At 57.0% G+C, this 17361-nt stretch carries 16 protein-coding genes; 13 read left to right on the top strand and 3 right to left on the bottom strand.

Going from position 1 to position 17361, the window contains the following annotated elements; translation table 11 throughout:
* The first annotated feature begins 33 nt into the window (after positions 1-33).
* Both K4O48_RS08765 and infA read left to right on the top strand, forming a co-directional pair.
* Positions 34-741, top strand: a complete 708-nt coding sequence (locus tag K4O48_RS08765) for an arginyltransferase (RefSeq protein WP_222911628.1) — start codon at positions 34-36, stop codon at positions 739-741.
* 98 nt (positions 742-839) lie between these two features.
* Positions 840-1058 (top strand): translation initiation factor IF-1, encoded by a 219-nt coding sequence (infA, locus tag K4O48_RS08760; RefSeq protein ID WP_002553999.1) that lies wholly within the window; start codon positions 840-842, stop codon positions 1056-1058.
* A gap of 184 nt (positions 1059-1242) precedes the next feature.
* Here infA and clpA read toward each other — a convergent pair whose 3' ends face one another.
* Positions 1243-3510, bottom strand: coding sequence for an ATP-dependent Clp protease ATP-binding subunit ClpA (clpA, locus tag K4O48_RS08755; protein WP_222911627.1), 2268 nt, complete (start codon positions 3508-3510; stop codon positions 1243-1245).
* Positions 3511-3539: 29 nt separating this feature from the next.
* Entirely contained in the window at positions 3540-3902 is a 363-nt protein-coding gene (gene clpS / locus K4O48_RS08750; protein WP_222911626.1) for an ATP-dependent Clp protease adapter ClpS, read from the bottom strand.
* 213 nt (positions 3903-4115) lie between these two features.
* Here clpS and cspD point away from each other — a divergent pair, with 213 nt between their 5' ends.
* Positions 4116-4373, top strand: a complete 258-nt coding sequence (gene cspD / locus K4O48_RS08745; protein ID WP_222911625.1) for a cold shock domain-containing protein CspD — start codon at positions 4116-4118, stop codon at positions 4371-4373.
* Between the two features lie 56 nt (positions 4374-4429).
* Here cspD and icd read toward each other — a convergent pair whose 3' ends face one another.
* The gene (icd, locus tag K4O48_RS08740; RefSeq protein ID WP_222911624.1) at positions 4430-5686 is read right to left on the bottom strand and encodes an NADP-dependent isocitrate dehydrogenase; all 1257 of its coding nucleotides are present in this window, start codon (positions 5684-5686) and stop codon (positions 4430-4432) included.
* 368 nt (positions 5687-6054) lie between these two features.
* Here icd and K4O48_RS08735 point away from each other — a divergent pair, with 368 nt between their 5' ends.
* From K4O48_RS08735 to K4O48_RS08690, 10 genes are all read left to right on the top strand, one after another.
* Positions 6055-8280, top strand: coding sequence for an NADP-dependent isocitrate dehydrogenase (locus tag K4O48_RS08735; RefSeq protein WP_222911623.1), 2226 nt, complete (start codon positions 6055-6057; stop codon positions 8278-8280).
* Positions 8281-8396: 116 nt separating this feature from the next.
* A complete protein-coding gene (locus tag K4O48_RS08730; protein WP_222911622.1) occupies positions 8397-8837 on the top strand; it encodes an NUDIX hydrolase in 441 nt (146 codons plus the stop codon).
* A gap of 70 nt (positions 8838-8907) precedes the next feature.
* Positions 8908-10038, top strand: coding sequence for a tRNA 2-thiouridine(34) synthase MnmA (gene mnmA, locus K4O48_RS08725; RefSeq protein ID WP_222911621.1), 1131 nt, complete (start codon positions 8908-8910; stop codon positions 10036-10038).
* Positions 10035-10658, top strand: a complete 624-nt coding sequence (gene hflD, locus K4O48_RS08720; RefSeq protein ID WP_222911620.1) for a high frequency lysogenization protein HflD — start codon at positions 10035-10037, stop codon at positions 10656-10658. The genes mnmA and hflD overlap by 4 nt, the downstream gene beginning before the upstream one ends.
* A gap of 112 nt (positions 10659-10770) precedes the next feature.
* Positions 10771-12141, top strand: coding sequence for an adenylosuccinate lyase (gene purB / locus K4O48_RS08715; RefSeq protein WP_222911619.1), 1371 nt, complete (start codon positions 10771-10773; stop codon positions 12139-12141).
* Positions 12142-12217: 76 nt separating this feature from the next.
* Positions 12218-13387, top strand: a complete 1170-nt coding sequence (locus K4O48_RS08710) for a cupin domain-containing protein (RefSeq protein ID WP_222911618.1) — start codon at positions 12218-12220, stop codon at positions 13385-13387.
* Positions 13377-13805: a GNAT family N-acetyltransferase gene (locus K4O48_RS08705; RefSeq protein WP_222911617.1), complete on the top strand. Its 429-nt coding sequence runs from the start codon at positions 13377-13379 to the stop codon at positions 13803-13805. The genes K4O48_RS08710 and K4O48_RS08705 overlap by 11 nt, the downstream gene beginning before the upstream one ends.
* A 7-nt stretch (positions 13806-13812) precedes the next feature.
* Positions 13813-14442, top strand: a complete 630-nt coding sequence (locus K4O48_RS08700; RefSeq protein WP_222911616.1) for a histone acetyltransferase HPA2 — start codon at positions 13813-13815, stop codon at positions 14440-14442.
* On the top strand, positions 14439-15245 hold the full coding sequence (locus tag K4O48_RS08695; protein ID WP_222911615.1) for a secretin N-terminal domain-containing protein: 807 nt from the start codon (positions 14439-14441) through the stop codon (positions 15243-15245). Before K4O48_RS08700 ends, K4O48_RS08695 begins: the two co-directional genes overlap by 4 nt.
* A gap of 501 nt (positions 15246-15746) precedes the next feature.
* Complete coding sequence (locus K4O48_RS08690; protein ID WP_222911614.1) at positions 15747-17342, top strand: isocitrate lyase; 1596 nt, start codon at positions 15747-15749, stop codon at positions 17340-17342.
* The last annotated feature ends 19 nt before the right edge of the window (positions 17343-17361 follow it).

Below are 17361 nucleotides of genomic sequence, written 5' to 3'. Positions count from 1 at the left end.
CTACACTGATTTCAAGATTTTCGAGAGCTGACCATGACTTCTTTGGCTCGTCTCAAGTTTTATGCGACCCAGCCCCACGCGTGCAGTTATCTGCCCGACGAGCAGGCCACGACGCTCTTTCTCGATCCCAGCCAGCCAATGGACGTTCAGGTGTACGCGGAGCTGTCTGAGATGGGCTTTCGCCGCAGTGGCGATCATCTCTACCGCCCACATTGCCAACGCTGCACCGCCTGCATCGCCGCTCGGATACCGGCCGAGGGGCTACAGCTGAATCGGCAACAGAAACGTATCCTCAAGCGCAACGCTGATCTCACCGTCACAAACGTCCGTCCATCCTTTACGGAAGAGTACTACTCCCTGTACGCCAACTACATCGAACAGCGCCACGCTGACGGAGACATGTACCCGCCAAGCAGGGATCAGTTCCACACCTTCCTCGTCCGAGATCTACCGTTCTGCCGCTTCTATGAGTTTCGCCTTGATGGTCGCCTGCTCGCACTGGCGGTAACCGACGTACTCCCCAATGGGCTGTCGGCCGTTTATACCTTCTACGATCCAACCGAAGAGCGCCGCAGCCTCGGACGTTTTGCGATTCTCTGGCAAGTCAGCGAGGCAGCACGACTCGGTCTTAAAGCGATCTACTTGGGGTACTGGATCAAAAACTGCCGCAAGATGAATTACAAAACCGAATACCGCCCAATTGAGCTCCTGGTCAATCAACGCTGGATTACTCTGAGCTGAACCCTTGGCTCTCGGGACCCTTTCAGGCACAATACTTGCCGCTTTTACCCGGGCATTCTTCGCACCGGGTCATCATTGGATACCGAGGGTTTTACTGAATGTCGAAAGAAGACAGCTTCGAAATGGAAGGTACTGTCGTCGACACCCTGCCCAACACCATGTTTCGCGTGGAGTTGGAAAATGGGCACGTCGTTACTGCGCACATCTCCGGAAAGATGCGCAAGAACTACATCCGGATTCTTACCGGTGACAAGGTTCGTGTAGAACTGACGCCTTATGACTTGAGCAAGGGTCGCATCACTTACCGCGCCCGCTGATAGGACGCGAGACGAATGCCCGGTTATGACCGGGCTTTTTGTTTGTGGACTAAAATGGATTGGCGCACTTCGCGGCCCGTACGCTAAGTCTGGATAGCGGTCTTAGCGTCGCGTCGTCAGGACCTAAGCGCGCACAAAAACGCCCGGGCATGCCGGGCGTTTTTCGTCGAAGCAGCAAATAGCGTTAAGCCAGCTCGGCTGACGTTTCGAAATCGAAGAACGGCTCTCCGTCTCGAATATCGATATGCACCACACCCCCATGCTCAGCTAACTCACCGAAGAGGATCTCTTCGGCTAGCGGTCGCTTGATCTTATCCTGGATCAAACGAGCCATTGGACGCGCTCCCATTTGCACATCATAACCACGCTCGGCCAACCAGCCACGCGCAGCATCCGATACTTCAAGCGTGACGTGCTTATCCTCAAGCTGCGTTTGCAGCTCAATGAGAAACTTGTCGACGATGCTCTTGATCACCTCATGGCTCAAGCGGCCAAACTGAATGATCGTGTCGAGACGGTTACGGAACTCTGGCGTGAAGCTCTTCTTGATGACCTCCATCGCATCCGAGGCATGATCCTGGTGAGTGAAGCCAATCGACGCGCGCGCCGCAGTCTCAGCCCCAGCGTTGGTGGTCATGATGAGTATGACGTTTCGGAAATCAGCCTTACGACCGTTATTGTCCGTCAGCGTCCCGTGATCCATTACCTGCAGCAACAAGTTGAAGACTTCAGGATGCGCCTTCTCAATTTCGTCGAGTAGCAGCACGCAATGCGGCTGTTTGGTAATCGCCTCGGTGAGCAGGCCGCCCTGATCGAAACCAACGTAGCCAGGAGGCGCGCCAATCAGGCGTGACACCGTATGGCGCTCCATGTACTCGGACATATCGAAGCGCACCAGCTCAATACCTAACGCCCGCGCCAGCTGGCGGGCGGCCTCGGTCTTGCCGACACCCGTCGGGCCTGCGAACAGGAACGAACCCACCGGTTTGTCGGGTGCTTTGAGCCCAGCCCGGGATAGCTTGATCGCGGTAGCTAGCGAGTCGATTGCGTCGTCCTGACCGAAAACCGTGAGCTTCAGATCGCGCTGAAGATTGCGCAGCAGCTCCTTGTCGGATGTGCTGACATGTTTAGGCGGTATTCTCGCGATCTTTGCGACGATATCTTCGACCTGCTCGACATCGATACGCGCGACTCGCTTGTCTTCAGGCTGGAGACGCTGGTACGCACCCGCCTCGTCGATGACATCAATCGCCTTGTCCGGCATGTGTCGGTCATTGATATAGCGCGACGCGAGCTCTGCAGCTGCACGAAGCGACTCATCGCTGTACTCGATGCTGTGATGTTGCTCGAAACGACCCTTAAGGCCTCGCAGAATGCCGATCGTGTCTTCGACAGAAGGCTCGGAGACATCAACCTTCTGGAAGCGACGAGCCAAGGCCCGATCCTTTTCGAAGATCCCACGGAACTCCTGAAAGGTGGTAGAGCCAATACAGCGAATCTCCCCCGAAGAGAGCAGTGGCTTGAGCAGATTGGACGCATCCATCACGCCGCCAGAGGCTGCGCCGGCTCCAATAATGGTGTGAATTTCGTCAATGAAAAGCACTGCCTGTGGGCGTTTACGAAGCTCATTCAGCAATGCTTTGAAGCGCTTCTCGAAATCGCCCCTATATTTCGTTCCGGCGAGCAAAGCGCCAAGATCAAGCGAATAGACAACGCTATTAGCGAGCAGATCCGGCACCTGGTTATCGACAATGCGCTTGGCAAGGCCTTCAGCGATGGCTGTTTTACCAACCCCCGCTTCGCCAACCAGCAAGGGATTATTCTTCCGACGTCTCGCTAGAATCTGCGCGACTCGCTCAACTTCGTGCTCGCGTCCGACCAGCGGGTCTATGCGGCCTTGGCGGGCCAGATCATTCAGATTGCTCGCATAGGCATCGAGCGGATTGCCAGAGGCGGCAGAATCACCGCCCTCCTCGTCCTGCATGTCCGAGTCAGCCTCAGGATTACTATTGCCTGGCACTTTGGAAATGCCATGAGCGATGTAATTGACGACATCGATACGGGCTACATTTTGCTGTTTGAGCAAAAATACAGCCTGGCTTTCCTGTTCACTGAAGATCGCGACCAGAACGTTCGCACCGGTCACTTCGCGTTTCCCGGAGCTCTGCACATGGAAGACGGCGCGTTGCAGCACACGCTGAAAGCCCAGCGTTGGCTGAGTTTCTCGCTCTTCGTCGTGTTGAGGGATTAGAGGCGTGGTGGAGTCAATGAACTCTTGGAGATCATGACGCAATTTATCGAGGCTGGCTCCGCAAGCGCGCAGCACGGTTGCGGCCGCTTCATTGTCCAGCAGGGCTAACAGAAGATGCTCGACCGTCATGAATTCATGACGCTTAGTACGAGCCTCCTTGAAAGCCAAATTCAGAGTGACTTCGAGCTCACGGTTCAACATAGCTTTCACCTCTTACCCAGCAGTCGGGGTTAACCGTCCTTCTCGATCTCACAAAGCAACGGATGCTGGCATTCCCTTGCATATTGATTGACCTGCATTGCTTTGGTTTCAGCGACGTCCCGTGTGTAGACGCCACAGACGGCCCGCCCCTCGGTATGAACCGCCAGCATTATCTTGGTGGCGAGCTCCCGGTTGTGATTAAAAATTCCTTCGAGCACCTCCACGACGAAATCCATCGGCGTGTAGTCATCATTAAACATGACAACTTTGAACATCGGTGGTGCCTTCAGCTGCGGCTTGGCTTCTTCGACTGCCAAGCCGGAAGAGTCATCGTCCAACGGTTTAGGACGATCCTGGTTGAATATTAGTCGAGTCTTTGAAGATGCACGCATGCGTATAACTGTTCTAGATCGGGGCGCCGAGGCCGGGTAAATGGAAGGGCTTCACAGCCACCTGACGAGTCGCCTTGACTATCGGCAAAACGATGATACAAACAGTAAGTGCCACAACGGCAACGGGCTGCGCGTATGGGCCATGAGCTCCATCAGCGCGGAATGAAATGGATGTTACTCCAGTGATGGACTCCTTTGCAGAGGGATAACAGCATGCTAAGCGGTAAGGTCAAGTGGTTCAACAACGCTAAGGGCTATGGATTTATCGTAGCAGACGGCGGCGATGAGGACCTGTTCGCCCACTACTCAGCCATTCAAATGGAAGGGTACAGAACTCTCAAAGCTGGGCAAGCAGTCATGTTCGATATTCTGCAAGGTCCCAAGGGCCTGCACGCAACCAACATACGGTCGCTGCAGTCCACTGCGGAAGCAGTGGCGCCGGTGTCACAGGGCTCGACTGTAGACGCCTAACCCAGGCAACCAAAAAGGCCGATCACTGATCGGCCTTTTTGTGTTCCGCCCGCAAATTACATGTGGGAGATCATCGCGTCGCCAAATTCCGAGCAGGAAAGCAGCGTAGCGCCTTCTAGCAAGCGCTCGAAGTCATAGGTCACGGTCTTTGCTGCGATCGCGCTTTCCGTCGACTTGATGATCAGATCAGCCGCTTCCAGCCAGCCCATATGGCGCAACATCATTTCCGCCGAAAGGATCAGAGAACCTGGATTCACCTTGTCCTGGCCAGCGTATTTCGGCGCCGTACCATGGGTTGCCTCAAACATGGCCACGGTGTCGGACAGATTGGCACCCGGCGCAATGCCGATGCCGCCCACTTCTGCCGCCAACGCATCGGACAGGTAATCACCGTTCAGGTTAAGCGTGGCGATAACGTCGTACTCGGCCGGACGCAACAATATCTGTTGCAGCATGGCATCGGCGATTGCGTCCTTGACCACGATGTTCTTGCCAGTCACAGGATTCTTGAACTGCATCCACGGACCGCCATCAAGCAGTTCGGCGCCAAATTCATCGCGCGCCACCTCGTAGCCCCATTCCTTGAAGGCTCCTTCGGTGAACTTCATGATGTTGCCCTTGTGCACCAGCGTGACGGAGCTGCGATCATTATCCACAGCATACTGCAGCGCCTTGCGAACCAGGCGCTTGGTGCCTTCCAGCGAAACCGGCTTGACGCCGATGCCGCAATTTTCAGTGAAGCGAATCTTTTTGACCCCCATTTCCTCGGTGAGGAACTTGATGACTTTGATCGCTTCCGGAGAGCCGGCCTTCCACTCCACCCCGGCGTATATATCCTCGGAGTTCTCGCGGAAGATCACCATATCAACATCAGCCGGCTTCTTCACCGGGCTCGGCACGCCGGTAAACCAGCGAACAGGGCGCTGGCAAACGTAAAGGTCCAATTCCTGGCGCAGCGCAACGTTCAGCGATCGGATACCTCCGCCGACAGGGGTGGTCAGTGGACCTTTGATTGACACCACGTAGTCACGAACGGCCTCCAGGGTTTCCTTCGGTAACCAAGTATCCTGATCGTAGACCTGAGTGGCCTTTTCTCCAGCGTAAATCTCCATCCAGGAGATCTTGCGCTGGCCCCCGTAGGCTTTTTCCACGGCGGCGTCTACAACCTTGATCATCACCGGGCTGATATCGACGCCGATCCCGTCACCTTCAATATAGGGAATGATCGGGTTGTTCGGAACGGTCAGGGTGTTATCGGCATTTACAGTGATTTTGTCACCGTTGGCAGGCACCTGGATCTTTTGGTATCCCATGCTGGACTCCGTTTTTGTGGTTAAACATTAAACAGTGGTCATCTCTCAAGAGTACCCCAGTTGATTCAACCGAAACCATATGTGCATTGGTCTTATGGGTTGGGCATTCTTTGACAACAGACCGCGGTGATATACTGCTTAGGTGACTAACGAGTCATGAGGGACGACCGACCTCCCCCAAGCTCATCGTCCTGAATCCGCCAGTCTGCCAACCGCAGCCGGAGGAATCAAAACGCTCAACACTCCAGTGGTGCTGCAACCAACATCATCGCGGCGATTCCCGGTACTGGCTTGATAAAGGCAGCCAGAGCGTCTATCTGCGCATTCCGAGATTCTGTGTACGCCCAGCAAGAGAGAGTCAACACTACATGTCCACCCGTTCGAAGATCATCTACACCTTCACCGACGAAGCCCCTGCGCTGGCCACTTACTCGCTCCTACCTATTGTCGAAGCCTTTGCAGCTTCCGCCGACATAGCCGTCGAAACACGCGACATCTCTCTTGCAGGGCGCATTCTTGCAAGTTTTGCGGATCAACTGCCCGCTGAAAAGGTAGTCGAGGATGACCTGGCCAAGCTCGCTGAGCTGACTAATCAACCTGACGCCAATATCGTCAAGCTGCCGAATATCAGCGCATCCATTCCTCAGCTCAAAGCCGCTATCGCTGAACTGCAAGCCCTCGGCTACAACATTCCGAACTTCCCAGAAGACCCACAGACCGACGCGGAAAAAGAAGCCCGAGCGCGTTATGGCAAGGTCCTGGGCAGTGCCGTGAACCCGGTTTTGCGGGAAGGCAACTCCGATCGCCGCGCTCCTGCCGCCGTTAAAGCTTTTGCACGGAAGCACCCACATTCCATGGGCAAGTGGAGCAAGGCGTCGCAGTCCCACGCCGACTACATGCGCGGCGGCGATTTTTTCTCCAGTGAGCAGTCCGTCACCATGCAGAATGCGGGTGATGTACGCATTGAGTTTGTCGGCAAGGACGGTCAAGTTCAGGTAAAAAAACAGCTCACCCTGCAAGAAGGCGAAGTGCTCGACGGCATGTTCATGAGCTGCAACAAGCTGCGCGCGTTCTTTGAAGAGACACTGCAGGATTGCAAGAACACCGGTGTCATGTGGTCCCTGCATGTCAAGGCCACCATGATGAAGATCTCTCATCCGATCGTGTTCGGACACGCCGTCAGCGTCTATTACAAAGATGTCTTCGACAAGTACGGCGAGCTTTTCAAGGAGCTGGGCGTCAACCCGAACAACGGCATCAGCAGCGTCTACGACAAGATCAAGTCGCTGCCCGACTCACAACAGGAAGAGATCCTTCACGACATCCATGCGTGCTATGCCGAGCGCCCAGAAATGGCGATGGTCGATTCCGTCAAAGGCATTACCAACCTGCACATTCCGAGCGACGTGATCGTTGACGCTTCCATGCCGGCGATGATCCGCAACTCCGGCCAAATGTGGGGCAAGGACGGCAAGCAAAAAGACACCAAAGCGGTGATGCCGGAAAGCACCTATGCTCGCATCTATCAGGAGATGATCAATTTCTGCAAAACCAACGGTGCGTTCGACCCCACCACCATGGGCAGCGTACCGAACGTTGGTCTGATGGCGCAGAAAGCCGAAGAGTACGGCTCGCATGACAAGACCTTCGAGATGCAGGCTGACGGCACCATGCGCGTCGTATTGGCCGACGGCAGCGTGCTGATGCAACACGAAGTCGAAAAGGGCGACATCTGGCGTGCATGCCAAACCAAGGACGCCCCGATTCGGGACTGGGTCAAACTGGCCGTTACGCGTGCTCGCCAATCCGACACCCCGGCTATTTTCTGGCTGGACCCCGAGCGTGCGCACGATCGTGAGCTTCAGAAGAAAGTCGAAACCTACCTGCAGGACCACGACCTGACCGGGCTAGACATCCGCATGATGGGCTACAACGAAGCCATTCGCGTCAGCATGGAGCGGCTCATTCGCGGCCAGGACACTATCTCGGTGACGGGCAACGTACTGCGGGACTACCTGACTGACCTGTTCCCTATCATGGAGCTCGGTACGTCGGCGAAAATGCTGTCTATCGTCCCGCTGATGGCTGGCGGAGGCATGTACGAAACCGGTGCCGGCGGCTCGGCCCCGAAACACGTGCAGCAGCTGATCGAAGAAAACCACCTGCGCTGGGATTCGCTAGGTGAGTTCCTGGCGCTGGCCGTATCGTTGGAAGAAACCGGGATCAAGACCGACAACCTGAAGGCCAAGCTGCTCGGTAAAGCCCTTGATGCCGCTACCGGCAAGCTTCTCGACAACAACAAATCTCCTTCGCGCCGCACGGGCGAGCTGGACAATCGCGGTAGCCATTTCTACCTGGCATTGTACTGGGCCCAGGAGCTGGCAGCGCAGACGGAAGACCGTGAGCTGCAGTCTCACTTCGCATCACTGGCGAAACAGCTGAGCGAAAACGAGGAGGCTATCGTCGCAGAGCTTGCTGCGGTTCAGGGCAAGCCCGTGAGCATTGGTGGCTACTACCGCTCCAACCCTGAGCTAACTAGCCAGGTCATGCGTCCCAGCGCGACGTTTAACGCAGCACTTGCCTCACTGGCCTGAGTCTGCTGGCGCTAGCTAGCGCCGTTGTAACGAAACCCCGGCCCGGTGCCGGGGTTTTCTATTTATAGTTTCAGCACGTCGCCCGCATAAAAGCTAACCCGAGGACGAGCCCGAACATGACCTGGCATCCCCATATCACCGTAGCTACCATCGTCGAATCAGGCGGCCGCTTTCTGATGGTCGAGGAATCAAAAGGGGGCCGGCTGGTGTTGAATCAACCCGCCGGGCACCTTGAAGCCAACGAAACGTTGCGGCAGGCCGCAGTACGCGAAACGCTTGAGGAGACGGGATGGGACGTAGCATTAAGCGGTGTCGTTGGTATCTATCTTTATACGGCGCCGAGCAACGGCGTCACCTACCAACGCGTGTGCTTTTCGGCGAGCCCTGTTCGGCATGACCCACAACGAGAGCTCGACAGCGGTATCGTCGGCGCGCGGTGGATGACACGCGAAGAGCTGGCCGGCCAACCGGAGCGTTGGCGCAGCGAACTGATTCTGCGCTGCATCGACGATTACCTGGCCGGGCCAGTCTACGACCTCAACGTCGTCCGCGACTGACCGGTATTAACTACAGGCGGGGTCAGCCTGTTAGAATCGCTCCTTTTTTGTAGTCAACCTCTGAGTGTCTATGCTCGATTCAATCTCCGTTGCCCCTGAAAACCTGCGCGTCATCGTCGGCATGTCGGGCGGCGTCGACTCTTCGGTTTCCGCCCTCCTTCTCATTGAACAGGGCTATCAGGTCGAAGGCCTCTTCATGAAGAACTGGGAAGAGGATGATGGCACCGAATACTGTACCGCGCGCGAGGATCTAGCCGATGCTCAGGCCGTCTGCGACCGAATCGGCATAAAGCTGCACACAGCCAATTTCGCCGCCGAATACTGGGACAACGTATTTGAGCATTTTCTTGCCGAATACAAAGCCGGACGAACGCCGAACCCGGACATCCTGTGTAATCGTGAAATCAAGTTCAAAGCGTTTCTCGACTACGCTCTGGCGCTAGGTGCTGACCTGATCGCAACAGGGCACTACGTTCGTCGTCATGACGCTGAGGGGCGCAGCGAGCTGCTCAAGGGCCTTGACCCAAACAAGGACCAGAGCTATTTCCTTCACGCCGTCGGCGGCGAACAGCTGAGCAAGACACTATTTCCGGTGGGAGAACTGGAGAAGCCGGCCGTGCGTGCGCTGGCTGAAAAGCATGGGCTCGCGACCGCTAAAAAGAAGGACTCCACGGGTATCTGCTTCATTGGTGAGCGCCGCTTCAGTGATTTTCTCAAACAGTATCTACCTGCTCAGCCTGGAAACATCGAGACGATCGACGGCGATATTATCGGTCGACACCACGGTTTGATGTACCACACCATCGGCCAGCGCCAAGGCTTGGGCATCGGCGGCCTAAAGGATGCCGGCGATGAGCCGTGGTACGTATTGAACAAGGACCTCGAACGCAACGTGCTGGTTGTCGGGCAAGGTAACGACCATCCATGGTTATTCTCTCGGGCCTTGCAGGCCTCCGAAATCTACTGGGTCAACCCGATTGAGCTCCCCGCAGCGTTACGGCTCACCGCTAAAGTGCGTTATCGCCAGGCCGATCAATCTTGCACGTTGGAGCGCACCTGCCACGGCTACCGAGCCGTGTTCGACGAACCTCAACGCGCCGTTACTCCTGGCCAATCCGTTGTGTTTTACGACGGCGACGTGTGTCTTGGCGGTGGCGTGATAGAAACGGCTGAGCCGTGGTTCTCCGGAGCCCGCCCATGACGCCAATGCAAGAGCAACTGGTGGCACTAGGCGCTGTTTTTGAAGCCGCAGCGCTGGTCGACAGAATTGCCCGAACCGGCCAGGTGCCTAACGCGGCGCTCGCCAGCCTGCTCGGCAGCCTGCTCGTACGCGAAAACAAGCCTGCCCTGGAAATCTACGGAGGCGATGATCTCAACCTCCGCGAAGGTTATCGAGCCCTGGTCGGCGCACTCGAGCGGGACACAAGCAGCCTGCAACGCGAACCGTTGCGCTACTCACTCGCCATGATTGGCCTGGAGCGGCAGCTGGATAAACGCAGCGATTTGTTACAGGTCATCGGCACCCGCCTCGATCAAATTCAGCAACAAGTCGAGCACTTCGGGCTGACTCACGAAAACGTGGTCGCCTCCTTTGGCGGCCTGTATCAGGACACGCTCAGCACTTTTCGCCAGCGCATCCAGGTGCAAGGCGACATGCGCCACCTTCAACAGACCGACAACGCGGCAAAGATCCGCGCGCTTTTGTTTGCCGGGATTCGTTCCGCGCGGCTCTGGCGTCAGCTCGGCGGTCATCGCTGGCAGATGGTTTTCAGTCGACGCAAAATGCTCGACGCGCTTTATCCCATGCTCCGTACGGAATAACCCCGGGCGGTGAAAAGCGACAACCGATCTAGCCGCAGCGACCGTAATCTGCCCGCATTCATGTATAATCTGCGCCCTCTTTTCGTCGCTCGACTGTCCGAGAATGCCTTCTATGCAGCTTTCCTCGCTCACCGCGGTTTCCCCTGTCGATGGCCGCTACGCCGGCAAAACCAGCGCTTTGCGCCCAATTTTCAGCGAGTTTGGATTGATTCGTTGCCGCGTTCAGGTTGAAGTTCGCTGGTTGCAGCGCCTGGCCGCGCATCCGGGCGTACCCGAAGTCGCGCCCTTTTCAGCCGAAGCGAATGCACTGCTTAATCAGCTTGCCGAGACGTTTCAGGTAGAGCAGGCCGAGCGAGTCAAGGAATTCGAGCGCACCACCAACCATGATGTGAAGGCGGTCGAATACCTAATCAAAGAGCAAGTCAAGCAACTGCCCGAGCTGGCCAAGGTAAACGAGTTCATTCACTTCGCCTGCACCAGTGAAGACATTAACAATCTGTCCCATGCATTGATGCTGCGCGAGGGACGCGACACAGTACTGCTGCCGCTGATGCGCCAACTCGCGGAAGCAGTTCGCGCGCTCGCTCTAGCACATGCCGACGTGCCAATGCTGTCGCGCACACACGGTCAGCCCGCCTCTCCCACTACCCTCGGCAAGGAGTTGGCCAACGTTGTCTACCGGCTTGAGCGCCAAATCGCGCAGGTCGAGGCTGTACCGCTGCTGGGCAAAATCAACGGTGCCGTCGGCAACTACAACGCCCATCTGTCTGCCTACCCGGATGTTGACTGGGAAGCCAACGCGCGGGAATTCATCGAAGGCGATCTAGGCCTTTCCTGGAACCCTTACACCACCCAGATCGAGCCACACGACTACATAGCAGAGCTATTTGACGCAGTCGCGCGCTTCAATACGATTCTTATCGACTTCGATCGTGATATCTGGGGCTACATCTCGCTTGGCTATTTCAAGCAGCGCACAGTCGCCGGCGAGATTGGCTCATCGACCATGCCGCATAAGGTCAATCCGATCGATTTCGAAAACTCTGAAGGCAATCTCGGGATTGCCAACGCGTTACTGCAACACCTTGCGAGCAAACTGCCGATCTCCCGTTGGCAACGTGACCTGACCGACTCCACCGTGCTCCGCAATCTGGGTGTCGGCTTTGCCCACAGCGTTATCGCGTACGAGGCCAGCCTCAAGGGTATCGGCAAGTTGGAACTCAACGAAGCACGTATCGCTGAAGACCTCGATACCTGCTGGGAAGTGTTGGCTGAGCCGATACAGACCGTGATGCGCCGCTACGCGATCGAGAACCCGTACGAGAAGCTCAAAGAGCTTACCCGCGGCAAGGGCATCAGCCCGGACGCGCTGCAGGCCTTCATCGATAGTCTGGAAATACCGGCCGAAGCCAAGGCGGCGCTGCGTAAGCTCACGCCAGCTAGCTACATCGGCAACGCTGCTGAACAGGCCAAACGGATCTGAGTAAAACTCCTCTTTGCACGCCCGGCTGCGCCGGGCGTTTTTATTTGCAGCTCTATAGCAGAGCAAGGTAACTGGCATGACTTCCGATATTCCTTTGCACATCCTCGGCGGCATCAGCGCGCGCGAGTTCCTGCGTGACTACTGGCAAAAAAAGCCCCTCCTTATCCGCCAGGCGATTCCCTCGTTCGAGAGTCCGGTTTCCCCAGATGAGTTAGCTGGACTTTCCCTGGAAGAGGAAGTCGAGTCGCGTCTGGTCATCGAGCAGGGTGAAAGCCCTTGGGAGCTGCGCCGCGGGCCGTTCGGTGAAGACACCTACCAGAACCTGCCGGAGCGCGACTGGACGCTGCTGGTTCAGGCGGTCGATCAGCTGGTTCCCGAGGTGGCCGAACTTGTCGAGCACTTTCGCTTTCTGCCCAACTGGCGAATCGACGATGTAATGGTCAGTTTTGCCGCGCCGGGTGGCGGTGTCGGGCCTCATTTCGATAACTACGACGTGTTCTTGCTACAGGCCCATGGTCAGCGCCGCTGGCGGGTCGGGCAAATGTGTGATCGCGACAGCCCGATGCTTCAGCACGCCGACCTGCGCATCCTCGCAGACTTCGAGGCCACTGATGAATGGGTACTCGAGCCCGGCGACATGCTCTATCTGCCACCACGGCTGGCACATTTCGGTACGGCTGAAAATGCCTGCATGACGTACTCCCTAGGTTTCCGGGCACCGAGCGCAGCGGAAGTGCTGACCCACTTCACCGATTTCCTCGCGCAGTTCCTTCCCGACGAAGAGCGCTACAGCGATGCTGACCTGGTTCCGGTTGAAGATCCTCACCAGATTCAGAGTGACGCCCTTGATCGGCTGCGCGCCATGCTCGCCGAGCATATGGGCGATGAGCGACTGTTGCTCACCTGGTTTGGCCAGTTCATGACGGAGCCTCGCTACCCAGAACGCGTACAGGGACCGGAGATTGAAGAGCAAGATTTAGTCGCCGCGCTGAACGATGGGGCGATACTCATACGTAACCTTAGCGCCCGCCTGGCCTGGAGCGAAGTGGACATCGGTCTGCTTCTTTTTGCGAGCGGTCAGAGCCGCCTGCTTCCAGCCCATCTCCGTGAACTGCTGAAGCTAGTGTGCTCAGCTGAGGCATTGCACGAGGAGAATCTCGCGGCCTGGCTGGACGACGAGGATGGGCGTAATCTGATATGGCAATTGGTCAAACAGGGAAGTCTGGAGTTTGCTGATGAGCAGTGACATTGAGGTGCGCCTCGCCGACTGGCAACACGATAACGCCGACCTGCGTCGGATTCGCGAAACCGTTTTTATTGCAGAGCAGTCGGTCCCTCCAGAGCTTGAGTGGGATGCGGATGACGCTGATGCGATCCACTTCCTGGCGCTCGAGAGCGGCTACCCCATTGGTACCGCGCGGCTGCTCAGCGATGGGCACATCGGGCGAGTATCGGTACTTCGTGATTGGCGCGGCATGAATGTCGGCGGCGCCCTAATGAAAGCTGCTATTAAAGAAGCCGAACGCCGGGGCCTCAGCGAGCAGCGGCTCACAGCCCAAGTTCACGCTACCGCGTTTTACGAGCGGCTGGGCTTCGAGGTCATCAGCGAAGAATTTCTTGAGGCCGGCCTACCCCATGTGGATATGCTCCGAAGGAGCAGCTAGTCCCACCATGAGTGCTGATGACCCGGAGATTTCGAAAGCCGCTCCTGAACTGGCAGCCATAGAGTTCATTTCACCGGGACGCTTCCCGGTGAAGAACCCGCTTCCGGTGCAGGCCCCGCGCGATGAGTGGTCGCCTGCGCCTTGTGTACTCGGGGTGACCGCCCCACTACAGCGATTTGAATGCTCCGCCGATGCTCGCCGGCATGCGCTCGCTTTGCTCAACCAAACGCAACGCAGCTTGAGTCTGTACAGTCTCGATTTCGATCCCTGGCTCTACAACCACAGCAGCATCGAGCAGGCGTGCGTACGGCTTCTCCTGGCGCATCCCCGCAATCGCATTCGCGTGTTGCTCCAAGACTGTTCCCGCGCTGTCAAAGAGGGGCACCGCCTGCTCAGCCTGGCCCGGCGATTGAGCAGTAACATGCAGATTCGCAGGCTTCATACCGATTACCCTGCGCAAACGAGTACGTTTCTCGTAGCCGACAGCTGCGGCGTGCTGGTTCGTCCTGAGCCGGATCAACATGTTGGTTATGCGCTTTACCGTGATCCTGGCCGCGCACGCCAACTTCAACGACAGTTCGATACGGCGTGGGACCACAGCTTGACCGATCCTGATTTGCGGAGCTTTCTGCTATGACTCGCTACCTTGTCGCCGTTCTTTCGCTTCTGGCCAGCTGCTCGCTATACGCTGCGACAGAGGTCATTCCACTCAGCTATCGGATGGCGCAGGATGTTCTGCCTATCGCCCAGTCGGTTGTCGGCGATCAGGGCAAAGTGGACGCCTACGGTAACCAACTCATTGTTAGCGCACCGGCCGCCGTGATCAGGGAGCTACGGGATGTACTGTCACAGCTCGACAGCGAGCCCCGTAGATTGCTCATTAGCGTTGACACACAGAACTCGTCAGCGGGCCGCGACAACGGATATCGCGTAGACGGGTCGGTTGGTATAGGCGAAGTCGACGTTCAGACGGGACGAGGCGAGAAGCATGGACGCGATCAGGTGCGTATCATCCGGCACAGCACTGCCAGCCAGGGCGGCGGAATTCAGCAAGTCCAAGCAACCGAAGGATACCCTGCGCTTATTCAGGTCGGTCAAAGCGTTCCTATGATATCCAGTGGCACGGACAGCTATGGGCAGATTTACCAGCAGACTCAATATCGCGACGTCACTCGCGGCTTTTATGCCACCGCAACGGTGCATGGCGATCGCGTGCAGGTGACGATCAGCAGTCATCAGGATCGGGTCAGCTCATCCCAGCCAGGTGCTATCGATGTCCAGGCAACCGATACCCGTGTAAACGGACGGCTCGGAGAGTGGATATCACTCGGAGGGTTCAGTGAGAGTGATAGCTCCGATCAGAGCGGTACGCTGCGTCGCTACTCCACCCAAGGGCGGCATGACCACGCACTGCGACTGAAAGTAGAGACGCTGAATTAGAAACGGTTGAACGCTCCACTCCGCCTCTTGGAAAATGTAGTGCGAATAAAAAAGCACTACAAAACATTTGACGAACCTTTTTCGCCAGCGCATTATGGCCCCGCTCCCGCTAACCAGGGGCCCTGGCAAGGGTCTCCGGACCGCTCTCGGCCAACCAGCAGAGGCGATCCGTGACTGTACTGCCCACAAGGCGGACTGACGAGGTTGCGACTGGAACGAGTCGTCCTGAGGGACGGGGAAGCGATTAACGTATCAGCTCGAGTCGTCACTACCGCTGAGTCATCACGGCCCCGTGCCGCTGGTGCCGGAATGCCACGATCATTCTGCAGCTGTTGGCGCCCTTGCGGTCGTAACTGCACACCCCCTCTCCTTGGTTCAATCCTCGTCCCAGTTCGTATTTCGACGCTCTGCCACGTGCTGCCCGCATGATCAGCGTAAGCACGCAGGTTCGGTGGGAACAGTCGGTGCTCAACCAAACACGAATTTTTTGAAGGATTGACCATGTCCGCTTATCAAAACGACATCAAGGCCGTTGCCGCTCTGAAAGAAGCAGCTGGAAGCAGCTGGAGCGCTATCAACCCTGAATCCGTTGCTCGTATGCGTGCCCAGAACCGCTTCAAGACCGGTCTGGAAATTGCTCAATACACCGCAGACATCATGCGTAAGGACATGGCTGAGTACGACGCTGATACGTCGCTCTACACTCAGTCGCTGGGTTGCTGGCACGGCTTCATCGGTCAGCAGAAGCTGATCTCCATCAAGAAGCACCTGAAGACCACCAACAAGCGCTACCTCTACCTGTCCGGCTGGATGGTTGCTGCTCTCCGCTCCGAGTTCGGCCCGCTGCCTGACCAGTCGATGCACGAGAAGACTGCCGTTTCTGACCTAATCGAAGAGCTCTACACCTTCCTGCGTCAGGCCGACTCCCGCGAACTGGACCTGCTGTTTACCGCCCTGGATGCCGCTCGTGAAGCTGGCGACACTGCCAAGGCTGCTGAGATCCAGAACCAGATCGACAACTACGAGACCCATATCGTCCCGATCATCGCCGACATCGACGCGGGCTTCGGTAACCCGGAAGCTACCTACCTGCTGGCAAAGCGCATGATCGAAGCGGGTGCTTGCTGCATCCAGATCGAGAACCAGGTTTCCGATGAGAAGCAGTGCGGCCACCAGGACGGTAAAGTGACCGTTCCTCATGCCGACTTCCTTGCCAAGATCGCTGCCGTCCGCTACGCGTTCCTTGAGCTGGGTATCGACAATGGCGTCATCGTGGCGCGCACCGACTCCCTGGGTGCGGGTCTGACCAAGCAGATCGCCGTCACCAAAGAGCCAGGCGACCTTGGCGACCAGTACAACTCTTTCCTGGACTGTGAAGAAGTTTCCGCCGCAGACCTTAACAACGGTGACGTGGTTCTGAACCGCGAAGGCAAGCTACTGCGTCCTAAGCGTCTACCTAGCAATCTTTTCCAGTTCCGCAAAGGTACTGGCGAAGCTCGCTGCGTACTGGACTGCATCACCAGCCTGCAGAACGGTGCCGACCTGCTGTGGATCGAAACCGAAAAGCCGCACGTTGGCCAGATCGCTGCCATGGTTGACGAAATCCGCAAGGTCATCCCGAACGCTAAGCTGGTCTACAACAACAGCCCGTCGTTCAACTGGACCCTTAACTTCCGTCAGCAAGTGTTCGACGCATTCGTTGCCGAAGGCAAGGATGTTTCCGCCTACGACCGCGCCAAGCTGATGAGCGTCGAGTACGACGAAACCGAACTGGCCCAGGTGGCCGACGAGAAGATCCGCACCTTCCAGAGGGACGGCTCCGCTCACGCTGGCATCTTCCACCACCTGATCACTCTGCCTACCTACCACACCGCCGCGCTGTCCACCGACAACCTGGCCAAGGGTTACTTCGCAGACCAGGGCATGCTTGCCTACGTGAAAGGCGTGCAGCGTGAAGAACTGCGTCAGGGTATCGCCTGCGTCAAGCACCAGAACATGGCTGGCTCCGACATCGGTGACAACCATAAAGAGTACTTCGCTGGCGAAGCAGCTCTGAAGGCAAGCGGCAAAGACAACACCATGAACCAATTCCACTAAGAAGCGGTTGTCCAGGCTT

The sequence above is a fragment of the Pseudomonas sp. DNDY-54 genome (genome assembly GCF_019880365.1).
Classification (GTDB): domain Bacteria; phylum Pseudomonadota; class Gammaproteobacteria; order Pseudomonadales; family Pseudomonadaceae; genus Stutzerimonas; species Stutzerimonas stutzeri_P.
The sequence above is the reverse complement of the archived record's forward strand: the minus strand, read 5'-3'. Positions and strand labels throughout refer to the sequence as shown.

What these genes read in the sequence shown, in the direction of transcription:
- purB (WP_222911619.1), top strand. Translation starts at nt 10,771, where the DNA reads ATGCAGCTTTCCTCGCTCACCGCGGTTTCCCCTGTCGATGGCCGCTAC.
- K4O48_RS08765 (WP_222911628.1), top strand. Translation starts at nt 34, where the DNA reads ATGACTTCTTTGGCTCGTCTCAAGTTTTATGCGACCCAGCCCCACGCG.
- K4O48_RS08735 (WP_222911623.1), top strand. Translation starts at nt 6,055, where the DNA reads ATGTCCACCCGTTCGAAGATCATCTACACCTTCACCGACGAAGCCCCT.
- K4O48_RS08700 (WP_222911616.1), top strand. Translation starts at nt 13,813, where the DNA reads ATGAGTGCTGATGACCCGGAGATTTCGAAAGCCGCTCCTGAACTGGCA.
- K4O48_RS08705 (WP_222911617.1), top strand. Translation starts at nt 13,377, where the DNA reads ATGAGCAGTGACATTGAGGTGCGCCTCGCCGACTGGCAACACGATAAC.
- K4O48_RS08690 (WP_222911614.1), top strand. Translation starts at nt 15,747, where the DNA reads ATGTCCGCTTATCAAAACGACATCAAGGCCGTTGCCGCTCTGAAAGAA.
- cspD (WP_222911625.1), top strand. Translation starts at nt 4,116, where the DNA reads ATGCTAAGCGGTAAGGTCAAGTGGTTCAACAACGCTAAGGGCTATGGA.
- hflD (WP_222911620.1), top strand. Translation starts at nt 10,035, where the DNA reads ATGACGCCAATGCAAGAGCAACTGGTGGCACTAGGCGCTGTTTTTGAA.
- clpS (WP_222911626.1), bottom strand. Translation starts at nt 3,902, where the DNA reads ATGCGTGCATCTTCAAAGACTCGACTAATATTCAACCAGGATCGTCCT.
- infA (WP_002553999.1), top strand. Translation starts at nt 840, where the DNA reads ATGTCGAAAGAAGACAGCTTCGAAATGGAAGGTACTGTCGTCGACACC.
- mnmA (WP_222911621.1), top strand. Translation starts at nt 8,908, where the DNA reads ATGCTCGATTCAATCTCCGTTGCCCCTGAAAACCTGCGCGTCATCGTC.
- clpA (WP_222911627.1), bottom strand. Translation starts at nt 3,510, where the DNA reads ATGTTGAACCGTGAGCTCGAAGTCACTCTGAATTTGGCTTTCAAGGAG.
- K4O48_RS08730 (WP_222911622.1), top strand. Translation starts at nt 8,397, where the DNA reads ATGACCTGGCATCCCCATATCACCGTAGCTACCATCGTCGAATCAGGC.
- icd (WP_222911624.1), bottom strand. Translation starts at nt 5,686, where the DNA reads ATGGGATACCAAAAGATCCAGGTGCCTGCCAACGGTGACAAAATCACT.
- K4O48_RS08695 (WP_222911615.1), top strand. Translation starts at nt 14,439, where the DNA reads ATGACTCGCTACCTTGTCGCCGTTCTTTCGCTTCTGGCCAGCTGCTCG.
- K4O48_RS08710 (WP_222911618.1), top strand. Translation starts at nt 12,218, where the DNA reads ATGACTTCCGATATTCCTTTGCACATCCTCGGCGGCATCAGCGCGCGC.